We start from the raw sequence: 23,212 nt of genomic DNA, 5'->3' as shown, positions 1-23,212 counted from the left end.
GCTGCTGTGACCAAGGCTCTCTTCGTTCCTGCCGCCGAGGTCACGCACTGGCGGAACGCTGTAGTGGTGGCCTACGGCGCGAGCGGAATCGCGTTTTCCACGTGGGTGTCCCGCCTGCCGGCCATCCGCGACGGCCTGGACCTGACCCCCGGCACCATCGGGCTGCTCCTGCTCTGCATGACGGCCGGGTCCTTCCTATCCGTGTCCGCGTCGGGCCTGATCGTCCTGCGGCTCGGCTCCAAGCTCACCATCCGGATCGGCAGCATCATGGTCGGCTTCGGGCTGATGCTTGCAGGTTTCGGCACCTCCGTGCTGGCCAACCCGGTGGCGGTCGCCGCGGGGCTGGCGATCATCGGGCTGGGCACCGCCAGCTGGAACACGGCCTCGAACGTCGAGGGCGCCGCGGTGGAACGCGCGGTCCGGCGGCACATCATGCCCAGGCTGCACGGTTCGTTCAGCCTGGGCACAGTTGCCGGAGCCGGGCTGGGTGCCTGGGCCGCCGCCGCCGGGGTCCCCGTCTTCTGGCACCTCGCCGCGGTGGGCCTGCTGGTGGCCGGCTCGGTGACCACAGCTGCTGCCTGGTTCCGGGCGGACATCACGGCGGTCGAGGGGGAGCGGCCCTTCAAGGCATCCGGGACAGACACGTTTGAGGATCCCTCCACCGGCCCCATCCCGATCGTCCGGCAGACGGACGCCGTCCCGGAGCAGCCGCTGGACAACAAACGCCAGATCGCGCAGGCCTGGCGTGACAGGCGCACACTGCTGCTGGGCGTGCTGGTCCTCGGGCTCGCCCTCGCCGAAGGCGCGGCGGGGGACTGGGTGGCATTGGCGCTGGCCGACGGCCACGGCCAGACCGATGCCGCCGGAGCCGCCGGGTACGGGCTGTTCGTCACGTTCATGACCATCGGCCGCTTCGCCGGCACCTTGGTCCTTGACCGCTTCGGCCGGGTCCCGGTGATGCGCTGGTGCGCCGCGCTGGCGGTCCTGGGCCTCGGCCTCTTCGTCTTCGCCCCGGCGCCGTGGCTGGCCTACGTGGCCCTGGCCATCTGGGGACTCGGCGCCTCGCTGGGCTTCCCGGTGGGCATGTCCGCCGCGGCCGACGATCCCGTCAAGGCCGCTGCCCGGGTGTCCGTGGTCTCCACGATCGGATACGGAGCGTTCCTGTGCGGGCCGCCGCTGCTGGGGCTGCTGGCCGAGCACGTCGGCATTCTCCACTCGCTGCTTGCCGTCATGGTGATGCTGATTGTCAGCTTCCTGCTCTCCCCGGTGGCGCGCAAACTCCCTGCGCCCGCCCGGGCAAGCTGAGTACAGCCAGTACCGGCTTAGGCCAGCAGATGATCCCGGCTAGGCTGGTCAGGTGACCCAGATCCAGCTCTCCGCCCTGACCACCTCCGCCGTCGGCGGCCCCGCCGGCAGCTACATCGAGGCCCGCACCGAGGCCGGCGTCATCGATGCCGTGCGCACGGCGGACGCCGCCGGCCAGCCCTTGCTGATCATCGGCGGCGGCTCCAACCTGCTGGTGTCCGACGACGGCTTCCCCGGCACGGTGCTCAAGATCGCCTCCGAAGGGTTCACCGTCAATGCCGAGGACTCCTGCGGCGGCGTGGCGGTGGTGGTCCAGGCCGGCCACAACTGGGACGCCTTCGTTGACCACGCCGTGAAGCATGCCTGGTCCGGCGTCGAGGCGCTCTCCGGCATCCCCGGCGCCACGGGCGCGACTCCGGTGCAGAACGTCGGCGCCTACGGGTCCGACGTCTCGCAGACGATCGCCGCGGTGCGCACCTGGGACCGGGAACGCAACGCGGTGAAGACCTTCACCAATTCCGAACTCAAATTCGGCTACCGTGACTCCATCCTGAAGCAGACCACCGTCAACGGCTCGCCGCGCTACGTGGTGCTCACCGTGGAATTCCAGCTCCCGCTCGGCCGGATGAGCGCCCCCGTCCGGTACGCCGAACTCGCGCGGACGCTCGGCCTCGAGCAAGGCCGGCGGGCCTACTCCAACGACGTCCGGCGCGAAGTGCTGCGGCTCCGGGCGTCCAAGGGCATGGTCTGGGATGCGAACGACCGTGACACGTACTCCACGGGGTCCTTTTTCACGAACCCGATCGTGTCCGAAGACGTCGCGGCACGGCTGCCGGGGCAGGCGCCGCGCTATCCTGCCGGTGCGGATGGGCTGACCAAGCTCTCGGCGGCCTGGCTGATCGATCAGGCCGGGTTCGCCAAGGGTTTCGGGCTGGACCCGGACAGCGTCTCGGGCGGCCGGGCATCGCTTTCCACCAAGCACACGCTTGCCATCACCAACCGGGGCGGGGCGAGCGCGGCCGACATGCTGGCCGTTGCGCGCGAGGTGCGCCACGGCGTCGTCGAACGTTTTGGCATTGAACTGCACCCGGAACCGCTCCTGATCGGCGTCGCCCTCTAGGTCGATCCCGAAGAAAAGCCCGAGGAAGCCCAGGAAAGCAAGGAAGGCCGGGCCGCCTACCGTTCCGCGTGGCGGGGAGCTACCTTGCTGAAGAGCATGAAGGTGAAACCGGAGGCCGCGGCGCCAAGCAGGAAGACTTGGCAGAACGCTATTGACTGCACGCTCGGCCCGCTTTGCAGTATCAGGCCGGCGCACGCAAACGCCACGGCGCCGGCAAGAAATGCCAGGGAGCCGAGCAGGAAGGCCTGCACGGTGGCCGGAAATTCGCCGGTGTAGTCGAGCTGGAGCTCCCGGCCCCGCGGGGCAATGCTGCTGCCCTTCACGCCCGCCTGAGACCGTGTCTGCGCCCGTGCCTGGGATTGTGCCTGAGACCGTGCCCGCGGCTGCAGCGCAGCGGCAGCGACGAAGCTGCCCACGGACACTGCCATGCACAAACCGGCCACCAACTGAAGGTTGCTCATTATGGGCGAGAGCCGGGTACCGCTGGCGATGGCGACTGCGAGCCCGGCAGCCATGCCGGCGGCGCTGGAGGCCCAGCCAAGCAGGGCCAGCTTCCGGCACAGCGGCCGCAGCAGCGGCCACACCTCACTCATAGTCATGCATCAAGGCTAAAGAAGTCCGCTGGATGGCGGCTGGGAAGAGCCGGGCAACAGCCCGACAGCAGGCGCAGGCGCCCTGCCGTGGGCCTCCCACTCCGGGCGTCCTACCATGGGTCCATGGCAATAACGACGGGCGTCCGACTCACTCCCGGGATCATGGGCAGGCTACGGCTCGCTTCGCAGGGCCTGGTGGGACCAGGATTTGAGTCCGTCCCGGACGCTGTACGCATCATGACGGCGATGCAGGCCCAGGACCTGCCGGCTGCCCTCTGGGCCGTCGGCCAGCGGGTTCCGGGTTCCCGCGTCGATGATGTCCGCGGGGCGCTGGACCGGGCGGAGATCGTCCGCTCCTGGCCCATGCGCGGCACCCTGCACGTGCTGGCTCCCGAGGATTTGAAATGGATGCTGTCCATTACCTCGGACCGGCTGATCCGCGGCATGGCCGGACGTCACCGGGAGCTGGAAATTGATGCCCGGGATGTGGAAGCAAGCCGTGACGCAGCCTTGGACCTCGTCCAAGGTGGCAGATCGGCCACGCGCCAGGAGCTTTTCGCGGCCTTTGAGGCCGCGGGGCAGTCGACGGCGGGCCAGCGCGGCATCCACCTGCTAGGGATGCTCTGCCAGCGGGCCTGGCTGGTACAGGGACCGCTTGCGGGGAACCAGCAGCTGATCAAAGCGTTCGACGAGTGGATTCCAAAATCCCGCGAACTCGACCGTGCCGAAGGCCTTGCTGAGCTGCTGCTGCGGTACATGCTCAGCCACGGCCCGGCCACGGAGCGGGACTTCGCCTGGTGGTCGAGCACGCCGCTGACGGAGGTCCGCACCGCCCTGGCCCGGGTGAAGGACCAGTTGGTGGAGCTGGAATTCGCGGGGGCCAGCTACTGGCTCTCGCCGGCCACCGCCGCGCTGCTGGACGACGGCGTGCCGGGGCAGCGAACGGTGCTTGCCCTGCCGGGGTTCGACGAGTTCCTGCTGGGCTACACGGACCGGTCCCTCGTGCTGCCGCCCGGGCATGCCGACAAGGTGGTCCCCGGCGGCAACGGGATGTTCAAGAAGACCATGGTCTCCGGCGGCCAGGTCATAGGCACGTGGGCGCGGGCGGCCGCAAGCAAGGCGGGCGCGGGCCGGGCTGCCGCCGTCGTGCCTGAACCGTTTGACGTGGTTAACGGGCTGCGGCCTGCCGCCCAAAAGTCCTTTGAGCTGCAGGCCGCGAAGTACCTAAAATTCTTAGGCGGCTGAGAATCAGGGCATGCTTAGAGATTGCCGGTGGCGATGCGGAGCATGCGGCGCAGCGGCTCCGCAGCGCCCCACAGCAGCTGGTCGCCCACCGTGAACGCGCTGATGTATTCCGGGCCCATCTCCAGTTTACGGATGCGGCCCACCGGAATGTCCAGGGTGCCGGACGCCGCCACGGGGGTGAGCTCGGCCATCGAGGCTTCCTTAGTGTTCGGCACCACGCGGGCCCACTGGTTGTCCGCGTCAACGAGCTTCTCGATCTCGGCCACCGAGAGGTCCTCGCGCAGCTTGAGCGTCAGGGCTTGGGAGTGCGAGCGCATCGCACCGATCCGGACGCACAGGCCGTCCATGATGACCCGGTTCCCGGCGGAGGTGCCAAGGATCTTGTTCGTCTCCACCCCGGCTTTCCATTCCTCTTTGGACTGGCCGTTGCCGAGGTCCGCATCGATCCAGGGGATCAGGGAACCGGCCAGCGGGACGCCGAACTGCGTGGCGTCGATGCCGGCGCGCTGGTGCGCCAGGACCTTCCGGTCGATCTCCAGGATCGCCGACGCCGGGTCCTGCAGTTCCGTGTTCACCTCGGCGTTGACGCTGCCGAACTGGTTCAGCAGCTCACGCATGTGGCGCGCCCCGCCGCCGGAGGCCGCCTGGTACGTCATGGACGTGCCCCACTCGACGAGGTCGTTCTTGAACAGCCCGCCCAGTCCCATCAGCATGCAGGACACGGTGCAGTTGCCGCCGATGTAGTCCTTCACCCCGCCGGAGAGGCCGGAGTCGATCACGTCCCGGTTGATGGGGTCCAACACGATGATGGAGTCCTCATTCATGCGCAGCGTGGAGGCGGCGTCGATCCAGAGGCCGTCCCAGCCGCGGCTGCGGAGCTCGCCGTGGACCTGTTTGGTGTAGTCCCCGCCCTGGGCGGTCACAATGATGGGCAGCTTCGCCAGCGTGTCGAGGTCGAACGCGTCCTCGAGCTTGCCGGCCGCGTCCGAGGCGGCACCGGCGATGGCCGGAGCGGCACCGCCCGCGTTCGAGGTGGAGAAGAAGACGGGGTTGATGGTGGCGAAGTCGCCCTCGTCCTGCATGCGCTGCATCAGGACGGAACCGACCATGCCACGCCAACCGACCAGGCCGACGGACGGTGTAGCTGCTGTAGTCATGGGCCCAGTTTAGACTTCACAGCCCGCCGGGCGCAGTCGGTTACGTCACGGGTTTTATTCCCCGCGCGGCTCTTCCAGCAGCGCCGCCTTGCGCCGGCGCAGCGCAAAGACCGCCCCGAAGGTGAAAACCTGGGTGACCACCACCAGCACGATCGCACCCAGGATCTTGTTGCCGCTCAGGATCATGGTCAGTCCCACGATGGCCGAGAGCAGCGCGAGCAGGGGCAGGAGCATGTACCCCAGGACAAAGAGTGTCTCCGGTTTGCGCAGCATTACTTGGGCTCCGTCCGGCGCCACAGCGTGATCCGGTAGCGGGTGCCGTTGGCGGAGGTCAGCCAGCCGGTGGCCGGGAGGCTGGCGGAGGCGGTCCAGTCATAGCCGAGTTCGGGAGCGAAGGTGTCCCCCTCGGCGGTGGTGTCGATGGTGGTCACGACGGCGACGTCTGCAAGGTCCAGCGCCTGGGCAAAGATCTCGCCTCCGCCAATGATCCAGACCGTCTCATGGCCGGGCACGAACTGGGATTCGAGCAAAGCGTCATCGAGCGACGCGACCGCGACGGCGCCTGCCGCGCCGGGGGTGTCGCGCCAGGCGGCCTGGCGGGTGATCACGATGTTCGTCCGGTCGGGCAGCGGGCGGTACTTGTCCGGGAAGGACTCCCAGGTCTTGCGTCCCATGATGACCGGGTGCCCGGAGGTGAGGCTGCTGAAATGCCTCATATCCTCGGGCAGGTGCCACGGCATGGCGCCTGCCTGGCCAATCACCCCGGTGCTGGTCTGGGCCCAGACCAGCCCCAGGCCAGTGGTGGAGGCGCGGAGTTGTTCGGTGAAATCGCCGGGCTGCACGCCCGGGGTGGCTTCGTGGCTCATACGGCTATCGGGGCCTTAATCGTCGGATGGTGCTGGTAGCCGACCACCTCAAAGTCCTCGAGGGTGTAGTCGAAGATGGAGTCCGGCTTGCGGGTGATGTTCAGCTGGGGGTAGTCGTAGGGCTCGCGGGCGAGCTGCTTGAGGACCTGGTCCATGTGGTTGTCATAGATGTGGACATCCCCGCCCGTCCAGACGAATTCGCCCGGTTCCAGGCCGGTCTGCTGCGCGATCATGCGGGTGAGCAGGGCGTAGGACGCGATGTTGAAGGGCACGCCCAGGAAGGTGTCCGCCGAGCGCTGGTACAGCTGGCAGGAGAGCTTGCCGTCGGCCACGTAGAACTGGAAAAACGCGTGACACGGAGGCAGCGCCATGTCCTTGAGCTCGGAGACGTTCCACGCCGAGACGATGTGCCGCCGCGAGTCCGGGTTGGACTTCAGGTTCTCGATGAGTTCGGCGATCTGGTCGATGTGGCCGCCGTCGGGCGTGGGCCAGGAACGCCACTGGACCCCGTAAACGGGACCGAGTTCGCCGTCGGCGTCGGCCCATTCGTCCCAGATGGTGACGCCCTGGTCCTGCATCCACTTGACGTTCGTGTCGCCGCGGAGGAACCAGAGCAGCTCCACGGCCACGGACTTGAAGTGCACCCGCTTGGTGGTGATGAGCGGGAAGCTCTTGCTCAGGTCAAAGCGGAGCTGGCGGCCAAAAACGCTAAGGGTGCCGGTTCCGGTGCGGTCTGATTTGTGCGTGCCGTGCTCGAGGACGTCGCGCAGGAGGTCTTCATAGGGCGTAGGAATGCTCACGGTTCCAGTCTACTGAGAACTCGCCGGCTCCCTTATTCGTGTGACCATGCCTGTCTCGCCCGGAGGATCTCCAGCACGGCGGCGTCGTCCAGCCCGGCTCTGCGGCCTTCCGCAATGTAGCGGTCGACGGCGGCGATCACCTCCGCGGTCGCAGCCCCTTGCCCGTTGCCGTCCGGACGGGCCGGCGGGACAGGCGCCCCCGCGACCACCGTGCCGTTGCGCCGCCGGGTTTCGGTCAGTCCTGCCAGTTCGAGTTCCTTGTAGGCCCGCGCCACTGTCCCGGCCGCTAAACCTAAGTCCGACGCAAGGCTGCGGACTGTCGGCAGCCGGGTTCCCGGTGCCAGCGTCCCGACGGTGATGAGGGAAGCGATCTGCGCCCGGATCTGCTCGAAGGGGGGAACGGGGGATCGGAGGTTGACGGAGATCCCTGCGTTCACGTGGCGGGCTCCTTATCCGGCCGCCGGGCCTGAGTGGTCCGTCCCCGGGCCAACGTACGGACCGGGATGACGGCGATGGCCAGGGCCGCGGCGCCCAGGACGGAGCCCGCCAGGGTAGCCGGCCACCACGTTGCGGCTGCCGGATTGACGGTCCCGAACGCGTCCGGCCCGAACACTGCCGCCCACGCCTGGCTCAGAGTCAGCAGCAGCGCTGCGGCCTGGGCTGTGAGGGTGGCCGCGAGGGTCCGCACGGTCCGGTGGAGGGTGATCGCGCGCAGGGCTGCGTCCAGGCCGCGCGGGGCATCACGCACACCGTGGCGGAAGCGGGCCATGAGGAACGCCGGCAGGGAGACAGCGCACGCCCCGGCCGTAAGCAGCCCGGCCGGCACCCAGGCCGGGCCTTCGGCGAGGCGCGCCTGCCCCGCCGCGGTAACACTCAGCACGGCAAGGAAGGTCAGCAGTGCCAGGACAGCCGTGGTCAGCAGGGCCGGGCTGACCGGTTGCCGCGGCCAGCCGCGCGGCGCTTCGGGATTTCCGTAGTTGCGCTGCAACAGGGACTCCCCGCCGGCAATAACCAGCAGTACGGAAGCGGCCGTGAGCGTCACGACGCCCGCAAGGCCGTAACTGTCGGCAGCCATGAGGACCGGAGAGAGGAACGCGCCGGCGACCAGCGGAAGAGCCGCCGCCAGCCCCAGCAGCGACCCGAGGGACGAGACCAGCCTGGCGGCCGGGTGCTGGCGGCCGGTGGCGACCCCCGATTCAGGCCGGTTCCGGACACCCAGACCGGCGGCCGCGAGCCGAGGCGGCCGCCACCACCACATGACGAGGAGGACCACGGTGGCCGCGAGGCCGGCGAAGTTCGACCACGACGTCAGCCCCTGCGCGGGATCGGGACGGGCCGCGAAGTTCCCCGCGATGACCGCCAGCCCGGCAGCCACCGTGGACACTGTGCGCAGCAGCCGGTTCATCGCGATGGTCCGCAGTACAGCGTTGTCGGCGGCGTCGAGGGACTCCAGTTGGCGGCGGCGGGCGATCAGCCACAAAACCAGCCACGTCCCGCCGGCCAGCACCAGCAGGGCGCCGCCGAGCCAGGCGGCCTCTTCCGGTCCGGGGATGCGGCCGTCGCCGCCACCGTTGTAGTACTCGCTGGAGTACTGGTCGACGTCGTTGTTGTACTGGCCGTCGCTGACCGTGCTGGGAGCCACGGCCGCGAATCCGGGAAGCGCGGCGGTCCGGGCGATGGCCGCGGCGGCCGAGACGAAGATCGCAGCAGTGGTCAATGCCAGCCTGCGGGGCAGGAAGTCTTGGATACGCCGCACGGACAGCACGGCCTCCCGCCGCATTCGCCGCGGACCCGGGTAACTGACCTGGCCCAATGCGTGCACGGTCAGGCAGCCCAAGACCGGCCATGCCAGGGCCGGGACGATCGCCTCGGCGCTCACCATGGGGACGGCCGCTGACGGATTGGCAGGGATGATGCCAAGGGTCATGGCGCCCTGGAGCGAGCTGGCCAGCCAGCCGATCACACCCACCCACAGCCCGTGTTCGGACACGCTCTGCGGCGACGTTCCGGCCCCGGGCGGCCAGATCACCCACCGCAGCACGGCGTAGACGAGCAGCGCCACGATTGCCGGGCCCAGCAGGAGCAGCGGCGGCAGGTAGAACAGGACCGGCATGGAATCCCCCAAGATTCAGCAGTAATGTACCAACCTATTGATACAAACTAGGCTATTGATACAAACTAGGCTCGGGGGGCCCGAGGGTCAAGGACCTCAGTCGTCGAACGGTTTGAACCGCTCCACCGCAACCACTTTGTTCTTGCTGCCGCGCGCCACATGGCAGACCACGATCTCGCCCGGTGCCAGGTATGGATCCGAGGACGGCAGCAGATCCCGCAGGCGGGAGTTCATGTGCTTGGCGAGTTGCTTCAGGACGGTCGGCAGTGCCGGGCGGTGCGTGCACACGGCCACGGCGCGCTGCTTGTCGAACAGCGCCTCGACGACGGCGGCCGTCTTCTGCGGGCTGCGCCCGTGCCGGTGCTCGGTGAGGGCCTCGTTGAGCTTCACCTTAGCGTCCGCCGCCTTGGCGTACGGTGCGATGGTGGCCACGCACCGCAGCCACGGACTTGAGACGATCCGGGCGGGCTTCCACGCGTGCAGGAGCCGCCCCACCGCCTGCGCCTGCCGCATGCCGGTAGCGGCCAGCGGGCGGTCGCCCTCGGCCTTGGACCACGACGAGCGGGGTTTGGCCTTCGCGTGGCGCACGATCAGCAGCGGCCAGGTCTGCAGTTCCCCGCGGTCGTGGGCGTTCATGAGGTGCTGGAGCGGCTCGATGTCGCTCGGGTTGCTCAGGAGGCGGGCTGCCTTCTCGGGCGGGCACCACATGACGCTGTCGACTTCACTGCCGTCCGGCAACAAGGCAGCGCCGTCGACGTCGACCGCCCAGTAATGGACCACCTTCAGCCCGGCCGCCACATGGTAGTGGATGGGCGGAAGCGGGATACCCAGGGGAGCGGTGAGCCCGATCTCCTCCTCCACCTCGCGGACGGCGCACTCCGGGATGGTCTCACCGGGGTCGATCTTGCCCTTGGGCCAGGACCAGTCGTCATACCGCGGGCGGTGAATCAGTAGGACCTCAAGCTGGTCCTGGGTTGCCGAATTGAGGCGCCAGGGGATGGCGCCCGCTGCCGTGACGGCAATCTCTTCGCCCGGCTGGTCAGCCTGGTCCACAACCAGTGCATCGCTGCTCACACTCACGATCCCTACCGCAGGCTGGTCGAGCGCTGGCGGGACCGGGAAGCGAGCAGCCAGGACTGGACGTCCTTGAGGTTCTGGCCGTCTTCTGCCAGGTGGTGGCGGGTCCATTCGCCCTGCCTGTCCAAATGCCAGCTGGCGGTTTCCGGATCCATGTAGCGGTTGAGCAGATCCAGGACATAGCTCGTGTCGTCGCCGCTAGTCAGCTGCACGAGGGCCTCCACCCGGCGGTCGAGGTTGCGGTGCATCATGTCGGCAGAGCCGATGTAGACCACCGGGTCGCCGGCATTGGCGAAGGCGAAGACGCGGGAGTGCTCCAGGAAGCGGCCCAGCACGGAGCGGACCGTGATGTTCTCGCTCAGGCCGGGAACGCCGGGCCGCAGGGAGCAGATGCCGCGGACAATGACGTCCACCTGCACCCCGGCCTGGGACGCGCGGTACAGGGAATCGATGATGGCCTCGTCCACCATCGAGTTCACCTTGATCTGGACGCGGGCGGCGATGCCGGCGCGGGCGTTCCTGATCTCGGTTTCGATCCTGTCGATCAGCCCGGACCGGACCGAGCGCGGCGCGACGAGCAGCCGCTTGAACGTGGACTTCGGCGCGTAGCCGGAGAGCTGGTTGAACAGCTTGGAGAGGTCTTCGCCCACCTGTTCGTTCGCCGTCAGGAGGCCCAGGTCCTCGTAGTAGCGGGCCGTGCGCGGGTGGTAGTTGCCGGTGCCGATGTGGCAGTAGCGGCGCAGCCCGTCCACTTCCTGGCGGACCACAAGGGAAAGCTTGCAGTGGGTCTTCAGGCCCACGATGCCGTACACCACATGGACGCCGGCCTGTTCCAGTTTCCGGGCCCAGGAGATGTTGGCCTGCTCGTCAAAGCGGGCCTTGATCTCCACGAGGGCCAGGACCTGCTTGCCGGCCTCGGCGGCATCGATCAGGGCATCGACAATCGGGGAGTCCCCCGAGGTGCGGTACAGGGTCTGCTTGATGGCCTGGACTTTGGGGTCCGCGGCCGCCTGTTCCAGGAACGCCTGGACGGACGTGGAGAACGAGTCGTACGGGTGGTGCAGGAGGATATCCCGCCGCCGCATGGCGGCAAAGACGTTGGCCGCCTTGGAGGTTTCCGATTCGTTGAGGTACCGCGAGGTGTGCGGGACGTGCTTGGGGTAGTGCAGGTCCGCCCGGTCGATCCCGGCAATCACCGAGAGTCCGCGGAGGTCCAGCGGCGCCGGAACGGAGTAGACCTCGGATTCCTCGACGCCGAGCTCGCGGATCAGCAGGGCCCGGATGTTCGGGTTGATGTCATTGGTGACCTCCAGCCGGACCGGTGGGCCGAACCGGCGGCGCAGGAGTTCCTTCTCCAGCGCCTGCAGGAGGTTCTCGGCGTCGTCCTCTTCGACCTCGACGTCCTCGTTGCGGGTCACGCGGAAGATGTGGTGCTCCAGGACTTCCATGCCTGCGAACAGCTGGTCCAGGTGCACGGCGATGACTTCTTCGAGCGCGATGAACCGTGCCACACGCCCGGGGACGGAGCCGGCGCGGGCGCCGTCGATGGAGATCAGGCGCGGGAGCTGGTCAGGGACCTTGACACGGGCGAAAAGTTCCTTGTCGCTGACCGGGTTGCGGACTACCACGGCGAGGTTCAGGGACAGCCCGGAGATGTAGGGGAACGGGTGCGCCGGATCCACGGCCAGCGGCGTCAGGATCGGGAAGACCTTTTCCGCGAACATGGCACTGAGCTGGTCCTTGGCCTGGGAGTCGAGTTCCTCCCAGTGCATGAGGTGGATGTGCTCGTACGCCAGGGCGGGACGGATCTGTTCGGCGTAGACCCGTGCGTGGCGCTGCTGGAGCCGGTGGGCTTCCTCGCCGATCTGCTCCAAAACCTGCATGGGGCTCAGCCCGGCGGGGGAGGGGACCGCGAGGCCCGTCGCGATGCGTCGCTTCAGCCCGGCTACCCGGACCATGAAGAACTCGTCCAGGTTCGAAGCGAAGATGGACAGGAAGCTGACCCGCTCCAGCAGGTACAGGTTGGGGTCTTCGGCCAGTTCCAGGACCCTGGCGTTGAAGGCGAGCCAGCTAAGCTCCCGGTCCAGGAACCGGTCGGGGCGGATGTCGCCCTCCGGTTCCAGGTTCGGCGCGAACTCCGGAATGTCGATCCGGTCCTGGGTGGCGCGTGAGGCCGGCACTTCGGAGGAGCCAAAGCGCGCACGTACCGGACGCGCCCGCTTTTCCGGCGTTGCTGGTTCAGACGTGGATGTCCGGGCAGTATCCCGTGGCATAGGGTCTCCTCAATGCTGGCGCGATGTAGCTTCAACCTTACAAGCAATCACGGCCAGATGACCCCAGATTGCGGCCCGGGCCGGGCGGTCATCCGCCGACTTGACTAACGCCGTCCCGCGCGGGGGTGACGGCCGGTGATTGCTGCTGCGGCAGCGGCGCGTACATGACGTCGACATCCCAGCGCGTGAATCCGAGCCGGCGGTAGAGGGCCACGGCGGGCGCGTTGTCGGCATCGACGTAGAGCATGACGGCGCGGAGCCCGAGGTCCTGCAGATGCCTGATGCCGGCGACTGTGAGGGCTTTGCCCAGTCCGGAGCCCTGGGTATCCGGGGTCACGCCCACCACATAGACCTCCCCGATCGCGGGGTGATCGCCGTGCCGGGGATGGACCTTGGTCCAGTGGAACCCCAGGAGCCGGTCGGCCGCGTCCACGGCCAGCAGGAAGCCGGCGGGATCAAACCAGGGTTCGGCCATCCGGGCGTCCAGATCGGCGCGCGTCATGTTGCCCTGCTCCGGGTGGTGGGCGAAGGCGGCCTTGTTTGCGGCCAGCCAGGCGTCCTCGTCCCGGCCGGGCACGAAGGTGCGGACCTGTACGCCCTCCGGGAGTCGAATTTCCGGCAGGGCCGCCGATGCTGTCATCAGCCGCATTTTCCACAGCTCGCGGACGGCGCCGTAGCCATAGCGCGCCGCGAGGTCCGCCGCGGCCTCGTGGTTTCCGTGGGACCAGGCTTTGAGGCCCGCAAAGCCGCGGACATTCTTCAGTTCGCGCACTAGGCGGTCGCCCACGCCCTGGTTGCGGTAGCTGGGGTGGACGGCGATCTCAAGGATCCCGGTGCCGTCGGGCTCCTCGATGACGACGGCGACGCCGGCGAGGTCCTGCGCCGTCGCGGGATCCAGCTTGTCGTCCGGGGCATAGAGGGCCAGGGCCAAGACCGAATGCTCGCCCGCGTCGGCGGCACGGAGCGTGACAAGGGTCTGTTCGGACAGCGGCGGATTGCCGTCGGACTCCTCGGCCGCGGCGACAAGGGCGGCGACGTCCCGCAGCAGCTTGCGGTCTACGGTTCCTTTGACAGCAAGCACGGGCCAGTTTTCCGGGTGCGCAGGGCTCATGGTGCAAGGCTATCGGGTTGGTGCAAGGTATCGGGTGTCTGGTCAGCAGCGGCCGATTTTGTTGATCTCCGAACGGCTGTGTATAGTCGTTATCTCGTCCGGCGTTGCGCCAGATGCGAGGGGGATCCACCACTGGGGTGGCCTCGATACGTTCGACCCGTATGTCCTCCACCGAGAATGTTTGACTCGTACACCACGAAGGCCCCGGACTCTGGATTCCAGAGTCCGGGGCCTTCTGCGTTAACTGCTTCTGTGTTTTGGGGTTATGCGGCCGTGGTGCGCTCAGGCCTCGGTGAGTTCGTCCTCTGGCTGGCGGACCAGGGTCAGGCGGTAACCGACGTTGCGGACGGTGCTGATCAGGTTCTCATGGTCGGCGCCCAGTTTGGCGCGCAGCCGCCGGACATGGACGTCCACGGTGCGGGTGCCGCCGTAGTAGTCGTAGCCCCAGACTTCGGTCAGCAGCTGCTGGCGGGTGAACACCCGGCCGGGGTGCTGGGCCAGGTACTTCAGCAGTTCAAATTCCTTGAAGGTCAGGTTGAGCGCGGCGCCGTTGACCCGGGCGGTGTAGCTGGCCTCGTCAATGACGACGCCGGCGGCCCGGATTTCGGTCGGCACGTCCTCTTTGTCCGGCACGGCGCGCGCGACGCCGAGGCGGATCCTGGCTTCGACTTCGGCGGGGCCCGCGGATTCAAGGAGGATGTCGTCCACGGCCCACGCCGAGGAGACGGCGGCCATGCCGCCTTCGGTGAGGATCAGCATCAAAGGAGCGCTAAGGCCTGTGGCCTTGAGCAGTTGAGTGAGGGAGCGTGCGCCGACCAGATCTTTGCGGGCGTCCAGCAGGACGATGTCGCAGGGGTCGGTCTCAAGCAGCGCAGTGGGTTCCGCCGGCAGGATATGCACCCGGTGGTTCAGCAGTTCCAGAGCAGGCAGGACGTCCACTGATGTTCCGGTGCTGTTCGTCAATAGCAGGATGTGCGACATTGTTCCTCCAAGGGGTGTCCGCGCATCATTGGGCGTCGTGTTGCTGATCCCGAGTATACCTAAAGGCCGCATTCCGGCCATGGTCCCGTCACCTCCGGTCACTGCTTTTGCGACACATATCGTTCATATAAGGCAGGATTGAACAGTCAGGGCCCGCGGCCCGTTGAAATTGAGCCGAGTCGAATTGGGGTCCGCAGTGAGCGAAGGTACGAACCATGGTGGGTCTGCCGATGGCGAGTAGACAATGAAGCCGTGGAGCGTCGGGATCATCGGCCTGGCCGGCCTCGCAGCTATTGTTGCCGGCGCCTACGCCTCGCCTGGGGTCCTCCTGGCCGTCTCGGTCCTCTTCGCCGTCGGCATTGGTGTCGGCTGGCCCTACTTTCTTGGCATTCCCGCGAAGAAGACTCTCGCAGCCTTGATTGGCCTGCCGGGCGTGGGGTCGGCGGTGGCTGCGACCTTTCTCCCTGCTCCCGGCTTCCTGGACTGGACGCCGTCGTTTATGGCGGTCGGGGTCATGGCGATCTTCGTCATGCAGCTGATCCGGGGCACCGGGCAGGCCCAGCGCCTCGAATCCACCTTGGGCTCGTGTTCGGGTGTCCTGCTGTCCTGCCTGGGCGCAGGCTGGATTGCGAGCTCGCGCTTCAACGGTGTCCGCGAAATGATCCTCGTCGCAGCCGTCAGCGCGGCCATCGCCCTGCTGGCGGGGCTGATCCGCTGGCCTGACCGGATCGTGGCGCCGCTGGGCATCGTGGCCGCGGGGCTCGCCGGGCCGCTGGCCGGCCTGGTGTTCTCGGACATTGCCGTGCTGCCGGCCGCCCTCGCCGGCGTCGTCGTGGGCGCTGTTCTGGTGAGTTTCCGGCGCCTCGTCATCCTCAGCGGCGAGAGCCTGAACGTTTTGGCGGCTGTGGGCATGGGGCTGGGGCCGGTGTCGGCGGTCGGTTCCCTGGCCTACTTCATAGACAAACTACTCATCTTCTAAGGGTTAGGATGGCATCATGTCCGTACTTGCATATGAGATTTTTTTCCTTGTCCTGCTTGGCGTGGCCAGCCTGTCCATGGCGTGGTTTGCCGGCTTTGTCGTGTACCGCCTCTTCAAAGGCCAGAAGTAACACGTTCCAGACCCCGTAGCTTCCAGAGGTAGATGCTGTGCCGATTGAAATCCCTACTGATCTGACCCCCGAAATCGTTCCGCTGTCCTGGCTCATTGGTGAGTGGGAGGGCCGCGGCCGGCTGGGGGCCGGGGACGAGGACTCCGAGCACTTCCTGCAGCACGTGTCGTTTACGCACAACGGCCTGCCATACCTGCAGTACCGCGCCGAGAGCTGGCTGACCGACGACGAAGGCACCAAGCTGCGTCCCCTGACCGTCGAGACAGGCTTCTGGGCACTCGAGCGCAAGCAGCGCGAGGAGGACGGCGGCCCCGGCCTGATCCCGGCGGACATCGTCCCGGTGCTGAGGAGCGCCGACGAGGTCGAGGCTCTGCGCAACAGCGACGGCGGCTTCGACATCTCGGTCTCCATCGCCCACCCCGGTGGGATCTCGGAGTTGTACTACGGCCAGATCAAGGGACCCCAGATCCAGCTCAGCACCGACATGGTGATGCGCGGCAGCCACTCCAAGGAGTACACGGCGGCCACCCGGATCTTCGGGCTGGTGGAAGGGAACCTTCTGTGGCGCTGGGACGTGGCCACAGGCAAGAATTCGGCGTCCGGCGGCGGCCTGGAAGCCCACGCATCGGCCATCCTCGCCAAAGTAGGCTAAAGGCGCGGTCTCACTGATTTTTCCGTTGTCAGCATCGACCCAGGAGAAAAGCCGTGAGCGACGAAGTCACCAGCACAGCCCCCAACACAGCCCCCAACCGCGACGCCGGTGACACCAGCTACGCCGACCTCAAAGCCGTCTACTTCAACGGCACCCTCAAGAAGTCCCCGGACGAGTCCAACACCCAGGGCTTGATCGAGGTCAGCCGCCGGATCATGGAAAAGCAGGGCGTCACCACCCGCGTGATCCGCACCGTGGACCACGACATCGCCAGCGGCGTCTATCCGGACATGCGCGAACACGGCTGGGCCACCGATGAATGGCCGGAACTCTACCCGGCCGTCCAGGAAGCGGACATCGTCGTCGTCGCCGGGCCAATCTGGCTGGGGGACAACTCCTCGCAGACCAAGAAACTCATCGAGCGCCTCTACGCCCACTCCGGGCAGCTGAACGCGAAGGGCCAGTGGGCCTTTTATCCGAAAGTGGGCGGCTGCCTCATCACAGGCAACGAGGACGGGATCAAGCATTGCGCCATGAACGTCCTGTACAGCCTCCAGCACATCGGCTTCACAATCCCACCGCAGGCCGACGCCGGGTGGATCGGCCCGGTAGGGCCCGGACCCAGCTATCTCGACGAGGGTTCCGGCGGTCCGGAGAGCGATTTCACCAACCGCAACACCACCTTCATGACCTGGAACATGCTGCACCTGGCACGGACGCTCAAGGACGCCGGCGGCATTCCCGCCTACGGAAACCTCCCCGACGCCTGGAAAGCCGGCACCCGCTTCGACTTTGAAAATCCGGAATACCGCTAGGCCCGGCCCCACGGTCAGACCAGCCCCCGGCCGGCCCCGGCATTCCATGCCGGGGCCGGAATACGCGCAGAGCTAAGGACGTTCCTCTCAATATGACTATCAAAAGCCCCCTCTTGTCGCGCCCGGCCGCGGTCGAGGCCAGCGGTCCCGACGCCGGCGTCGCCGCCCACTACGGCGAGCCGCTCCGGGAGCAGCGGGCGCTGGCTGCCGGCGCCGCCGTCGTCGATCTCTCAAACCGCGGCGTGGTCACGGTCAGCGGGCCGGACCGCCTCAGCTGGCTCAACACCTTGTCCTCCCAGCAGCTCACTGCCCTGACCCCCGGCCAGTCCACCGAACTGCTGTTGCTGAGCGTGCAGGGCCGGATCGAGTTCGACGCCCGGGTGGTGGACGACGGCGCAACCACCTGGCTGATCGTCGAGGGAGCCGAAGCCGGCCCGCTCGCCGAATGGCTGAACAAAATGAAGTTCATGCTCCGGGTCGAGATCGCCGATGTCTCCGCGGACTGGGCCGTGCTCGGCGCCACCCAGCGCATCCCGGAATGGTCTGCGCTCCAGGTCTGGGAAGACCCGTGGCCGCATGTTGGTGCAGGCGGCTACTCCTACGCAGTGGTGGGTGAGGACGCCCACCCCGGACTGGAACGGCCGTGGTTCGAGTACATCGTCCCCGCGGCCGAGCTGGTCGCGACGGTGGGCGAGCGTGCCCTCGCCGGCACACTGGCTTCAGAGGCACTGCGGATCGCTGCGTGGAGGCCCCGGTGGGGCGCGGAAACCGACGACAAAACCATCCCGCACGAGCTCGACCTCCTCCGCACCGCTGTGCACCTGGCCAAGGGCTGCTACAAGGGCCAGGAGACGATTGCCCGCGTCCACAACCTGGGCCACCCGCCGCGGCGGCTCGTGTTCCTCCAACTCGACGGCTCCCAGCACACCCTGCCCGCCGCCGGTAGCGAGGTGCGTAACGGCGACCGCAAGGTGGGCACCGTGACCTCCGTGGCGCAGCACTACGAAATGGGCCCCGTGGCCCTGGCCGTGATCAAGCGCTCCGTCGCCCCGGCCGACGTCCTGACCGTAATGGACGGTGACGAACCATACGCCGCGGCCCAGGAAGTGATTGTGGCGCCCGACGCCGGCCAGGTGGTGGGCCGCCAGACCGGGTTCCTGCGGGGCACCCGATGAGCGGCGAGTCCCCGCTGGACTCGTCCCTGCCGGACAGCGCTGGGGCCGCGCCCGACGACGAGACGCTGGCGCTGGCCCACACGCTCTTCGATGCTGCCCGCGAGGGCAACTCCGCGCTGCTGGGCAGCTATCTGGGCGCCGGCGCGCCGGCCACGCTGACCACCTCTTCCGGCGACTCCCTCCTCATGCTGGCGGCCTACCACGGTCACGCCGGCACCGTCCGGCTGATCCTGGACCACGGCGGCGACGCCAACGCGCCCAACGACCGCGGCCAGACGCCGCTGGCAGGTGCTGTCTTCAAGGGCTACACGGACGTCGCCCGGGAGCTGCTGGACGCCGGGGCCGACCCCGACGCCGGCACCCCCACCGCGCGGGCCGCCGCGCAGATGTTCGCCCGCACGGAGATCCTGGCCCTTCTCGGCTGACGAACCCTGACGACACGCTGACAGGCCGGTCCGGGCCAACCAAGGTGATGCCCGGCGGGGCTGACCCGGGGAAGATTGCCCCCAAATACTCCACGTGGAATAATATTAAGTGGAGTAATCGCAAGTTAGACCGAAGAGGACAGCACCATGGCCAGGGCAACAGCACTGACACCGCTGGGTATCGCCGCACTCTCCTTGCTCGTGGAACAACCGGTGCATCCCTATGAGATGTACCAGCTGCTGATCGCACGGCACGAGGACCGGCTGGTCAAGGTCCGGCCAGGAACGCTCTATCACGCTGTCGGACGGCTCGAAGAGCAGGGCCTCGTCGCAGCGACGGGAACGGACCGGGGAGGCAACCGTCCGGAACGGACCACCTACACCATCTCGGCGGCCGGCAGGGAAGCGTTCACGAAGTGGCTGCAGGACATGCTGGCCACCCCGGTCAACGAATACCCGTCCTTCCCGCTGGCCATCTCCGAGGCGTACAACCTCCCTGCCGGCGTCGTCGTCGAACTCCTCGACCGGCGGCTTCAGGCACTGCAGGAGCAGCTCGACTTCCTGGTCTCCGGCGAGCAACTGCTGAAGAAAAAAGGCGTCGAGCGCAAGTACTGGATCGATGTCCAGCTCCAGCAGTGCACGCTGCAGGCCGAAATCGCCTGGATCCGCAGCCTTCAGGACCAGCTCCACTCCGGCGAACTGCCCTGGTGAACCCTTTCAGAACCCCCCGGCCGGGACCTGGCCGCCCCACCACTTAGCCCGTCCAACGTTCACACCAGCCCCTAAGGAACCCCATGGAAAACGTAGCCCGGCCATGGCCGGCACTCTGGTCCCTGGTGATCGGCTTCTTCATGATCCTGATCGACACCACCATCGTCTCGGTGGCCAATCCGAGCATCATGGAGGGCCTCAACACTGACATCAACTCGGTGATCTGGGTGACCAGCGCCTACCTGCTCGCCTACGCCGTGCCGCTGCTCATCACAGGCCGGCTCGGCGACCGGTTCGGACCGAAGAAGCTCTACCTCTCCGGACTTGTCGTCTTCACCATGGCATCGCTGTGGTGCGGCCTCTCCGGCGACGTCCAGACCCTCATTGGCGCCCGCGTGGTCCAGGGCCTCGGCGCTGCCATGATGACGCCGCAGACCATGGCCGTCATTACCCGGATCTTCCCCCCGGACCGCCGCGGCGCGGCCATGGGCATCTGGGGCGCCACCGCCGGCGTCGCCACCTTGGTCGGCCCGATTCTCGGCGGCGTGCTGGTGGACGGCCTCGGCTGGGAATGGATCTTCTTCATCAACGTCCCGGTCGGTATTGTCGGCTTCATCCTCGCCCAGCGTTTTGTCCCTTCGCTGACCACCCACCCGCACAAGTTCGACATTCCCGGGGTGCTGCTCAGCGCCCTCGGCCTGTTCCTGCTGGTCTTCGGCATCCAAGAGGGTGAGACGTACGACTGGGGCACCATCGCCGGTCCCATTACTGTCTGGGGCCTGATCATCAGCGGCATCGCCGTTCTGGTGGTCTTTGTCCTGTGGCAGCGGTTCAACAAGGGCGAACCGCTGCTGCCGCTGTCCCTTTTCAAGGACCGGAACTTCTCGCTCGCAAATATTGCGATCACCACTGTGGGCTTCACCGTCACGGCGTTCAGCCTGCCCCTGATCTTCTACTACCAGATCGTCCGCGGCCTGACGCCGACCCAGTCGGCGCTCATGATGGTGCCGATGGCGCTGATCTCGGGCGGCCTCGCCCCGGTCGTCGGCCGGATCATCGACAAGGTCAACCCGAAATTCATCACCGCGGCCGGCCTGGTCCTGATGTCCGTGGCGCTGTTCTGGAATGCCCTGCTGATGCACCCGGACACGCCCATCTTGCTGTTCCTGCTGCCTAGCGCTGTTCTGGGCTTCGCCAATGCGGGCATTTGGGCGCCATTGAGCTCCACCGTCACGCGCAACCTGCCGCCGCGGCAGGCCGGAGCCGGCTCGGGCGTCTACAACACCACCCGCCAGATTGGCGCCGTGCTCGGCAGTGCCGCCATTGCGGTCCTCATCCAGGCGCGGCTGGCGGCCGAGCTCCCCGCCCGGCCCGGAGAGGGCGCAAACGCCAGCCCGATGGGCTTCGGCGGCGCCTTGCCCGAGGCGCTCCACGAGGGGTTCTCGACGGCGATGGCCCAATCCATCGTGCTGCCGGCGGCGGTCATCCTGCTCGGCGCTGCCGTGACGCTCTTCTTCGCCAAACCCAAACCGGTCCAAGGCTGGGGCGAGCCGGGCCCTGCCGCAGTTGCGGGTAAGGAGTCGGGTGCCGATGCGGTGTCAGGTCCCGGTACGGGCCTGGCCCCGGCGGGCGGCGCGGGTGCGGAGAAGGCCGCCGCGGAGCGCGGCTAGCCTGGCGGGCATCCGGATCAGCCCAGCAGGACGCTGGTCTGGATGCCGCCGGCGGACAAACCCAGGCTGCGGGCCAACGCCAGCGAACCCTTGTTGCTGACCTCTGAACGCCACTGCAGCGTCAGCCCGGCGGCCAGGGCTTCGTGGGCGGCTATCGAGGCGGCCAGCTTGCCCAGGCCGCGGCGCCGCCATTCGGGCGCGACCAGCACGCCAAGATGGGCCAAGAGCCCTTCCCATTCGGCATAGGCCCCGCAGGCCACGGGTGTCCGGCGCCCGTCTTCCAGATGCAGGACAGTGAAGCGGTGTTCGAGTTCGGCGAGGCCCACCTCGTTGACGTCATCGGGCGGGCAGAACGTCTCCAGTTCGATCGCTTCCGGATTCCCGTGCGAAACGGTCAGTTCCTCGGAAGGCTGCTGCAGGGGGAGGTCGTCGGCGAAGAAGAGCGCGGCTGCGCCCAACCCGTGGCCGCCGTGCCCGCGGGTGATGGTCAGCAGGGTCACGTGCTGGGCCAGTTCCTCGTCGGCGAGACCGACGGCGGCGTCCAGCGCCCATTGCGGGCCCACCAGGGCGGAGTTGCCGAACAGGCGGACGAACTGCACCGCCCGGGCGCTCTCGTCCGCCCGGGTGAGCCGTACGCCGGCGGCAGCTGCGAACGCGCCGTCGTCGAACCCCAAGCGACGCGCCCAGGCAAGCTGGACAATTTCAGCGGAACCGGGCTCAAGAGTCATGAATCAACCCTACCCACCGCGGGCCGGGCTACCGGCCGGATCGGGCAGTCCACCCGTTCCGGGCCTGCGGGCCGCTCAGCTGATGACGCCGCCTAGCCGAAGAGTACAGCGGCCTCGTCGTAGCGGCTCTGAGGTACGGATTTGAGGTTGCCGAGCGCGGCGTCGAAACCCACGTGCACAATATCCGTGCCGTGCAGCGACACCATCGTGCCCCAGCGCTTTTCCACCACCGAATCGATGGCAGCCATGCCCAGGCGGGTGGCCAGGACGCGGTCGAACGCCGTCGGGACGCCACCGCGCTGGATGTGGCCAAGGACCGTCGCGCGCGTCTCGATGCCGGTGCGTGCCTCCAGCTCGGGCGCCAGCATTTCGGCGATGCCGCCGAGGCGGGGGCGGCCAAAGGTGTCGAGGCCGCGTTCCGAGTGCGGGGACTCCTGGCCTTCGGGCACGAACCCCTCGGCGACCACAAGCAGCGGGGCACGGCCACGGTCGTGGGCCGAGATGACCCACTCGGCGATCTGCTCCATGGAGGCCTTCTGCTCCGGGATCAGGATGGCGTGGGCGCCTGAGGCCATGCCGGCGTGCAAAGCGATCCAGCCCACGTGCCGTCCCATGACTTCGGCAATCATGCAGCGGTGGTGGGACTCCCCGGTGGTGCGCAGCCGGTCGATTGCCTCTGTGGCGATTTCCACGGCGGTGTCGAAACCGAAGGTGTAGTCCGTGGCATCCAGGTCGTTGTCGACCGTCTTGGGCACGCCCACGATCTTGAGGCCGGCGTCGGTGAGCCGTTTTGCTGCGGCCAGAGTGCCTTCGCCGCCGATGGCGATGATGGCGTCGATCCCGAGCCGGTCCATGTTGGCTTTGATGACGTCCGGTCCGCCGCCGTTCTCAAACGGGTTGGTGCGGGACGTGCCGAGGATGGTGCCGCCCTGCTTGGCGATGCCGCGGACCATGGTGCGGGGAATCTCCACGATGTCGCCCTCAACAACGCCGCGCCAGCCATCCTTGAATCCTACGAACTGCTGGCCGTGGACGGCGATTCCCTTGAGGACGGCGCCGCGGATGACGGCATTCAGGCCGGGGCAGTCTCCGCCGCTGGTGAGGATTCCAATTTTCATGTCTGGCTCAAATCCTGGTTTGAAGGGGTACAGGCAGAGCGCCACGCTGAGCTCACCTAGAGTCTAGTGGCGGGTGTGGGGCAGGACACAAACGGTTACAAAAGGGTGCCCCCGCCTTCAAGGCAGGGGCACCCTTACGTGCTGCGCGCAGCGACCGGGAGCCGAAGG

The 23,212-nt window shown here is 67.5% G+C and carries 23 protein-coding genes; 10 read left to right on the top strand and 13 right to left on the bottom strand.

Annotated elements, in window-relative coordinates; genetic code table 11:
• Positions 1-6 precede the first annotated feature (6 nt).
• Both AC1DKQ_RS01940 and AC1DKQ_RS01935 read left to right on the top strand, forming a co-directional pair.
• On the top strand, positions 7-1,305 hold the full coding sequence (locus AC1DKQ_RS01940; protein WP_476882606.1) for an MFS transporter: 1,299 nt from the start codon (positions 7-9) through the stop codon (positions 1,303-1,305).
• A 52-nt stretch (positions 1,306-1,357) separates the two neighbouring features.
• A complete protein-coding gene (locus tag AC1DKQ_RS01935) occupies positions 1,358-2,425 on the top strand; it encodes a UDP-N-acetylmuramate dehydrogenase (RefSeq protein WP_476882607.1) in 1,068 nt (355 codons plus the stop codon).
• Between the two features lie 56 nt (positions 2,426-2,481).
• Here the strand turns inward: AC1DKQ_RS01935 and AC1DKQ_RS01930 are convergent, their stop codons facing one another.
• Positions 2,482-3,024 (bottom strand): hypothetical protein, encoded by a 543-nt coding sequence (locus AC1DKQ_RS01930; protein WP_476882608.1) that lies wholly within the window; start codon positions 3,022-3,024, stop codon positions 2,482-2,484.
• A gap of 117 nt (positions 3,025-3,141) precedes the next feature.
• Here AC1DKQ_RS01930 and AC1DKQ_RS01925 point away from each other — a divergent pair, with 117 nt between their 5' ends.
• Entirely contained in the window at positions 3,142-4,263 is a 1,122-nt protein-coding gene (locus AC1DKQ_RS01925; RefSeq protein ID WP_476918052.1) for a winged helix DNA-binding domain-containing protein, read from the top strand.
• 14 nt (positions 4,264-4,277) lie between these two features.
• Here AC1DKQ_RS01925 and asd read toward each other — a convergent pair whose 3' ends face one another.
• The 10 genes from asd to AC1DKQ_RS01875 form a co-directional block, all read right to left on the bottom strand.
• Positions 4,278-5,420 carry an aspartate-semialdehyde dehydrogenase gene (gene asd / locus AC1DKQ_RS01920; RefSeq protein ID WP_476918051.1) on the bottom strand — a complete coding sequence of 381 codons (1,143 nt, stop codon included), beginning with the start codon at positions 5,418-5,420 and terminating at the stop codon, positions 4,278-4,280.
• Between the two features lie 54 nt (positions 5,421-5,474).
• Positions 5,475-5,693: an NF038396 family protein gene (locus AC1DKQ_RS01915; protein ID WP_476918050.1), complete on the bottom strand. Its 219-nt coding sequence runs from the start codon at positions 5,691-5,693 to the stop codon at positions 5,475-5,477.
• The gene (locus tag AC1DKQ_RS01910; RefSeq protein ID WP_476882611.1) at positions 5,693-6,286 is read right to left on the bottom strand and encodes a dihydrofolate reductase; all 594 of its coding nucleotides are present in this window, start codon (positions 6,284-6,286) and stop codon (positions 5,693-5,695) included. The genes AC1DKQ_RS01915 and AC1DKQ_RS01910 overlap by 1 nt, the downstream gene beginning before the upstream one ends.
• Positions 6,283-7,086 carry a thymidylate synthase gene (locus tag AC1DKQ_RS01905; protein WP_079550143.1) on the bottom strand — a complete coding sequence of 268 codons (804 nt, stop codon included), beginning with the start codon at positions 7,084-7,086 and terminating at the stop codon, positions 6,283-6,285. The genes AC1DKQ_RS01910 and AC1DKQ_RS01905 overlap by 4 nt, the downstream gene beginning before the upstream one ends.
• A gap of 32 nt (positions 7,087-7,118) precedes the next feature.
• Positions 7,119-7,523, bottom strand: coding sequence for a GntR family transcriptional regulator (locus tag AC1DKQ_RS01900; RefSeq protein WP_476918049.1), 405 nt, complete (start codon positions 7,521-7,523; stop codon positions 7,119-7,121).
• A complete protein-coding gene (locus AC1DKQ_RS01895) occupies positions 7,520-9,211 on the bottom strand; it encodes a hypothetical protein (RefSeq protein WP_476918048.1) in 1,692 nt (563 codons plus the stop codon). Before AC1DKQ_RS01895 ends, AC1DKQ_RS01900 begins: the two co-directional genes overlap by 4 nt.
• Positions 9,212-9,295: 84 nt before the next feature.
• The gene (locus tag AC1DKQ_RS01890; protein WP_476918047.1) at positions 9,296-10,273 is read right to left on the bottom strand and encodes an NUDIX hydrolase; all 978 of its coding nucleotides are present in this window, start codon (positions 10,271-10,273) and stop codon (positions 9,296-9,298) included.
• A gap of 11 nt (positions 10,274-10,284) precedes the next feature.
• Complete coding sequence (locus AC1DKQ_RS01885; protein WP_476918046.1) at positions 10,285-12,549, bottom strand: RNA degradosome polyphosphate kinase; 2,265 nt, start codon at positions 12,547-12,549, stop codon at positions 10,285-10,287.
• A gap of 88 nt (positions 12,550-12,637) precedes the next feature.
• Entirely contained in the window at positions 12,638-13,660 is a 1,023-nt protein-coding gene (gene mshD / locus AC1DKQ_RS01880) for a mycothiol synthase (RefSeq protein WP_476918045.1), read from the bottom strand.
• 282 nt (positions 13,661-13,942) lie between these two features.
• Positions 13,943-14,641, bottom strand: coding sequence for a winged helix-turn-helix transcriptional regulator (locus AC1DKQ_RS01875; protein WP_277526303.1), 699 nt, complete (start codon positions 14,639-14,641; stop codon positions 13,943-13,945).
• Between the two features lie 244 nt (positions 14,642-14,885).
• Between AC1DKQ_RS01875 and AC1DKQ_RS01870 the strand changes: the two genes are divergently transcribed.
• The 7 genes from AC1DKQ_RS01870 (at position 14,886) to AC1DKQ_RS01840 (ending at position 21,198) form a co-directional block, all read left to right on the top strand.
• On the top strand, positions 14,886-15,620 hold the full coding sequence (locus AC1DKQ_RS01870; protein WP_476918044.1) for a permease: 735 nt from the start codon (positions 14,886-14,888) through the stop codon (positions 15,618-15,620).
• A 167-nt stretch (positions 15,621-15,787) separates the two neighbouring features.
• Positions 15,788-16,402, top strand: a complete 615-nt coding sequence (locus AC1DKQ_RS01865) for a nitrobindin family protein (protein ID WP_277526301.1) — start codon at positions 15,788-15,790, stop codon at positions 16,400-16,402.
• Between the two features lie 53 nt (positions 16,403-16,455).
• On the top strand, positions 16,456-17,217 hold the full coding sequence (locus AC1DKQ_RS01860) for a flavodoxin family protein (RefSeq protein ID WP_476918043.1): 762 nt from the start codon (positions 16,456-16,458) through the stop codon (positions 17,215-17,217).
• Positions 17,218-17,309: 92 nt separating this feature from the next.
• Positions 17,310-18,392, top strand: coding sequence for a CAF17-like 4Fe-4S cluster assembly/insertion protein YgfZ (gene ygfZ, locus AC1DKQ_RS01855; RefSeq protein ID WP_476918042.1), 1,083 nt, complete (start codon positions 17,310-17,312; stop codon positions 18,390-18,392).
• On the top strand, positions 18,389-18,817 hold the full coding sequence (locus AC1DKQ_RS01850) for an ankyrin repeat domain-containing protein (RefSeq protein ID WP_476918041.1): 429 nt from the start codon (positions 18,389-18,391) through the stop codon (positions 18,815-18,817). The genes ygfZ and AC1DKQ_RS01850 overlap by 4 nt, the downstream gene beginning before the upstream one ends.
• 147 nt (positions 18,818-18,964) lie before the next feature.
• A complete protein-coding gene (locus tag AC1DKQ_RS01845) occupies positions 18,965-19,528 on the top strand; it encodes a PadR family transcriptional regulator (protein WP_476918040.1) in 564 nt (187 codons plus the stop codon).
• 83 nt (positions 19,529-19,611) lie between these two features.
• On the top strand, positions 19,612-21,198 hold the full coding sequence (locus AC1DKQ_RS01840) for an MFS transporter (protein WP_476882623.1): 1,587 nt from the start codon (positions 19,612-19,614) through the stop codon (positions 21,196-21,198).
• A 17-nt stretch (positions 21,199-21,215) separates the two neighbouring features.
• On the opposite strand, the gene AC1DKQ_RS01835 is transcribed toward AC1DKQ_RS01840, so the two are convergent.
• Positions 21,216-21,926, bottom strand: coding sequence for a GNAT family N-acetyltransferase (locus AC1DKQ_RS01835; RefSeq protein WP_476882624.1), 711 nt, complete (start codon positions 21,924-21,926; stop codon positions 21,216-21,218).
• A gap of 92 nt (positions 21,927-22,018) precedes the next feature.
• Positions 22,019-23,044, bottom strand: coding sequence for a 6-phosphofructokinase (locus AC1DKQ_RS01830; RefSeq protein ID WP_277526295.1), 1,026 nt, complete (start codon positions 23,042-23,044; stop codon positions 22,019-22,021).
• Positions 23,045-23,212: the final 168 nt, after the last annotated feature.

This window comes from Arthrobacter sp. 05L421 (assembly GCF_056397785.1).
Note: the sequence above shows the minus strand (reverse complement) of the source record. Positions and strands in the feature narration are given on the sequence as shown.